Origin of the sequence: Alcanivorax sp., from assembly GCF_051117345.1 — a bacterium.
Lineage (GTDB): Bacteria > Pseudomonadota > Gammaproteobacteria > Pseudomonadales > Alcanivoracaceae > Alcanivorax.
Genome location: NZ_JBNPEC010000202.1, coordinates 1 through 3502, shown reverse-complemented (window position 1 = coordinate 3502; position 3502 = coordinate 1). Strand labels below are relative to the sequence as shown.

At 57.7% G+C, this 3502-nt stretch carries 5 protein-coding genes; 2 read left to right on the top strand and 3 right to left on the bottom strand.

The features are described 5' to 3' along the window. Positions 1-149 precede the first annotated feature (149 nt). Entirely contained in the window at positions 150-995 is an 846-nt protein-coding gene (locus ACFE0K_RS12860) for a lysophospholipid acyltransferase family protein (protein WP_434536441.1), read from the bottom strand. Between the two features lie 199 nt (positions 996-1194). Beyond that, entirely contained in the window at positions 1195-1467 is a 273-nt protein-coding gene (locus ACFE0K_RS12855; RefSeq protein ID WP_434536440.1) for a hypothetical protein, read from the bottom strand. A 238-nt stretch (positions 1468-1705) separates the two neighbouring features. Between ACFE0K_RS12855 and ACFE0K_RS12850 the strand changes: the two genes are divergently transcribed. Continuing rightward, on the top strand, positions 1706-1879 hold the full coding sequence (locus tag ACFE0K_RS12850) for a hypothetical protein (RefSeq protein WP_434536439.1): 174 nt from the start codon (positions 1706-1708) through the stop codon (positions 1877-1879). 247 nt (positions 1880-2126) lie between these two features. Here the strand turns inward: ACFE0K_RS12850 and ACFE0K_RS12845 are convergent, their stop codons facing one another. Then, a complete protein-coding gene (locus tag ACFE0K_RS12845) occupies positions 2127-2741 on the bottom strand; it encodes a TetR/AcrR family transcriptional regulator (RefSeq protein ID WP_434536438.1) in 615 nt (204 codons plus the stop codon). A 139-nt stretch (positions 2742-2880) separates the two neighbouring features. Between ACFE0K_RS12845 and ACFE0K_RS12840 the strand changes: the two genes are divergently transcribed. Then, positions 2881-3502: SDR family NAD(P)-dependent oxidoreductase (locus ACFE0K_RS12840; RefSeq protein ID WP_434536437.1), on the top strand; the 622-nt coding region annotated here is incomplete at its 3' end.

Sequence of the window (3502 nt, the reverse complement as noted above, 5' to 3'; positions counted from 1 at the left end):
TGGGAGGGCGGCTGCGTGAACAGCCGCTTCGCGTGGCGGGATTGTTCGTGGCAGTGCTGGTGCTATTACTGGTAACGCTGCTGCCGTTTCTGACTCTGGGTTAGGCAACTCTGCAAAATCCCTTTTCTGCTATGCCCCGGCTGTGTTGCTCAGTGCTTACGCGCCCCCAGCACTTTTCGCCAAAGCGGGCGCGGCTGCTCTTTGCGCTCTTCGTCCATCCGGGAAAGCATGCCGGTAATGGCATCCGACACCTGTTCGCGCAATTGCCAGAGCACCGCAGGGTCTTTCTCCTGGCCTTGCAGATGCGCCGTCGGAATCGGCTTGCCGATGGCGAAGCGGAAAGGCTCGGCTTTGGGCAGCAAGGTAGGCCCGATGCCTTTTACCAACGGCATGAACAGATCACCACCGCGCATCAGCGAGTTGATCTTGTCGTTACCCAGCAACCGCTTGCCAAGCCAGCCATTGGCAAAATCGTCACCGTCATAGACGATATCGTAGGCCTCATCACAGCCCAGTGACGCAAAGGGGATGATGTCGAAGCCTTGCTCAATGGCCATATAGACAAAGCCGGTTCGTTTCTTCCATACCAGCTTGTTGATTTCATCACGGCGCTTGGCCACCTCGCGGGCGCCGCCCGGAAATACCAGCACATGCTGGCCGCTTTCCATCAGCCGACGACAGTTTTCACGGGTGCCAGGCACGGCGCCAAAACGAGTCACCAGCTTGCCCCAGTCCGGCGTCGGTAAGTGAAAGTGATCCCCAAGTGAACTCGGTAACACACCGTTTTTCCGATACAGTTCGTAGACAAACAGCGGCGAGTCCAGCACCCCCATCAGCGCATGATTCCCCACAAACAGGCCTGGCCGTTGCGGATCCACATTTTCCGCTCCTTCCAGCGACGTGGCGAAATAGCGGCGCTGCAAGGCAGTCACCCGAGCCATGGTGCGCAAGGACGGCGGGCGGAAATCTTCAATGGGGATCTCGATATCGGACACGGCTACCTCGGTCTGTCTTCGCTGGCGTCATCGCCAGGGTGGGCAAGACTAGCATTATACAGGCTGGATACCATGGCAGGCCCGCCCCTGTCGGTCAGTCGATAAAGGCTTGAAATCAGCGCAAGGCAGGATAGAGGGGAGAGGCAGCCAGCGTTACCGCCCACTCATGGGGCGCCCCAGGCCGCCGCCAGCCGGCCCGTCACTCGGCGGTATCCGCTGCCGCCAGTTGCAACAGATCACGGGCATAGGCGTTCACATCAAAGGAGGTGTCGTCCTTCATGGTGACGGCAATATGCGCTGCCAGCACATCCGCCATTTGCTCCAGGGCCGCCTCACGGTCCACACCCTGACCGATCAGATCCATGATCACCAACCCCGCCTCACGGGGGTGGCCATCGGCAATCTGGTTCTCCACCGCATCGACCAATGCCTTCTGCGCGAAATCGTCTTCTGCCTGTTCCATTTCCTGCATGATGCGTCCTGTTGTTTATTCACACTGAGTCGTGCACAGGATATCACCTGGTGCTCCATCCCATAACAGCAGACGCCCGTCGTCTGCCCCTCCAGCGCCCAGGCAACATCGGGCAGGGGCTGCGATTTCCGCAAAATGTATATACATTGACTATCTATTTGATAGCCGATAGGGTTGTTGAGTGCCGCGCTTAAACCGGCGAACATGCTGCCCTATTTTCTTATTGACGGTTATCGATATGTCGAAGACCAAAGCGCCAAAGAAAAATAGCCAGCTGATCATTCGCATTAATGATGAAGAGCGTGCGCGGTTTGTCTCACTCTGTGAGGAGCTGGATACCAGTGCCGCACGCGAAGTACGCCGGTTTATTCGCAGCTTTATCAAGGACCAGGAAAAACCGGCCGGCAAGTAGCCGTGTTTCCCTGGCCCGCTACAACAATCCGGAAAAGGAAACTGCGATCATGTCCAAGCGTAAAAAGCTGAAGAAAGCCATCAAGAACAGCAAATCCAAAATCTCCAAGCAGGAAAATGCCCTGAAGAAGCTGAAGAAGAAGCTCAAAAAGCTGTAAGCGCTTCAAGGCTCAAGGGCCAGTCAGGCTGGCCCTTCTTATTCATTACGCCCAGCCGATCACTCTTTGATGCAGCACCCCGCAGCAAAATCACCCCTGCCGGTTTACCCCCTCAATCACCCAGCCTGACAGCTTCGCTACCAGCATATCGAGCACCGCCTGCTGATCCATGCCTGACGGCGCCATCAACACCAGATGCAGCAAACTGCCAGCCGTCGACGTGGCCATCAGGTAGAGGGAATGCGGGTGCACATTGATCCGATAATGCTGGCGTGTTTTTTCCAACCCTGTCTGCAGCACCGCCTGCAAGTCTTTCTGCAACTGCTTTGACGCCGGCAACCGGTGCAGATACGGCACCTGAAATACCAGCACCCGCAAGAGTCGGCGATGCTTGTGCATCAGGGCGTACAGGGCACCAAGAAAATGCCGCATGGCAACATGCAGGTCCTCACGGTTATTGGTCAGATCCAGGCGCCCCTGCAACAGGGACGTGGTTTCCCCCAGCAAGTCCTCCGTGAGACGCGCCACCACGGCTTCTTTTCCCGGGAAGTATTCATACACGGAGCCGATGCTGACCCCCGCCACTTCAGCGATGGCATTGGTGCTCAGGCCCGCATAGCCCTGGCGCTCCAGAATCCGAGCACAGGCCCCCACCATGGCCGCCACCGAGGCCTTGGACCGCACCTGCTTGGGCTCTTTTTTCATTTTAAAATCAGCATCTTGCCACTTTTCTGAGCGCATACATCAGGCACCTGTCCGGCTTCGCAAATCCGAGTTTTTCCGAGTATATGCTCAGATTAGAATGACTGCACCAATACCCCTTACCGCTAGTCGCGAGACCCGTATGGCCAACGATATCCAGTTCAGGCGCCCCAAAATCGGCCCCTACCTCAGCCGCTTTCGTAATCACTGGGCCTGGAATGCCAAAAGCCTGCTGACACCCCGGCAGGCCCTCCACGACCGCGTGCAAGGGAAGGTGGTGCTACTCACTGGTGCCAGTTCCGGGATTGGCGAAGGTGTCGCAGAAAAGCTGGCCGAGGCCGGAGCCACCCTGCTGCTGGTCGCCCGCAACGCGGAAAAGCTGGAAGCCATTGCCTCAGGTATCAGGAAACGTGGCGGCAGGGCCTGCATCTATCCCGGTGACCTGACCGACCTGGAAGCGTGCGACCGCATCTGCCAGCAGGCTCTGGCGGATCACGGCCGGGTGGATATTCTGATCAACAACGCCGGCCGCTCCATTCGCCGCTCCATCAAATTTACCGTGAACCGTTTCCACGATTACGAGCGCACCATGCAGCTCAATTATTTTGCGGCGCTGCGCCTGGCCGTGAACCTGTTACCGGGTATGGAAGTCCGCGATGAAGGCCATATCATCAATGTGTCCACCGTGGGCGTGCAGGCCAACCCGGCCCGCTTTTCCGCCTATCTGGGTTCCAAGTGGGCACTGGAAGGCTGGACCTGGGTGG

Bases quoted from the DNA above. Each gene is read 5' to 3' on its own strand.
- ACFE0K_RS12855 (WP_434536440.1), bottom strand. From the start codon at position 1,467: ATGCAGGAAATGGAACAGGCAGAAGACGATTTCGCGCAGAAGGCATTG.
- ACFE0K_RS12850 (WP_434536439.1), top strand. From the start codon at position 1,706: ATGTCGAAGACCAAAGCGCCAAAGAAAAATAGCCAGCTGATCATTCGC.
- ACFE0K_RS12845 (WP_434536438.1), bottom strand. From the start codon at position 2,741: ATGAAAAAAGAGCCCAAGCAGGTGCGGTCCAAGGCCTCGGTGGCGGCC.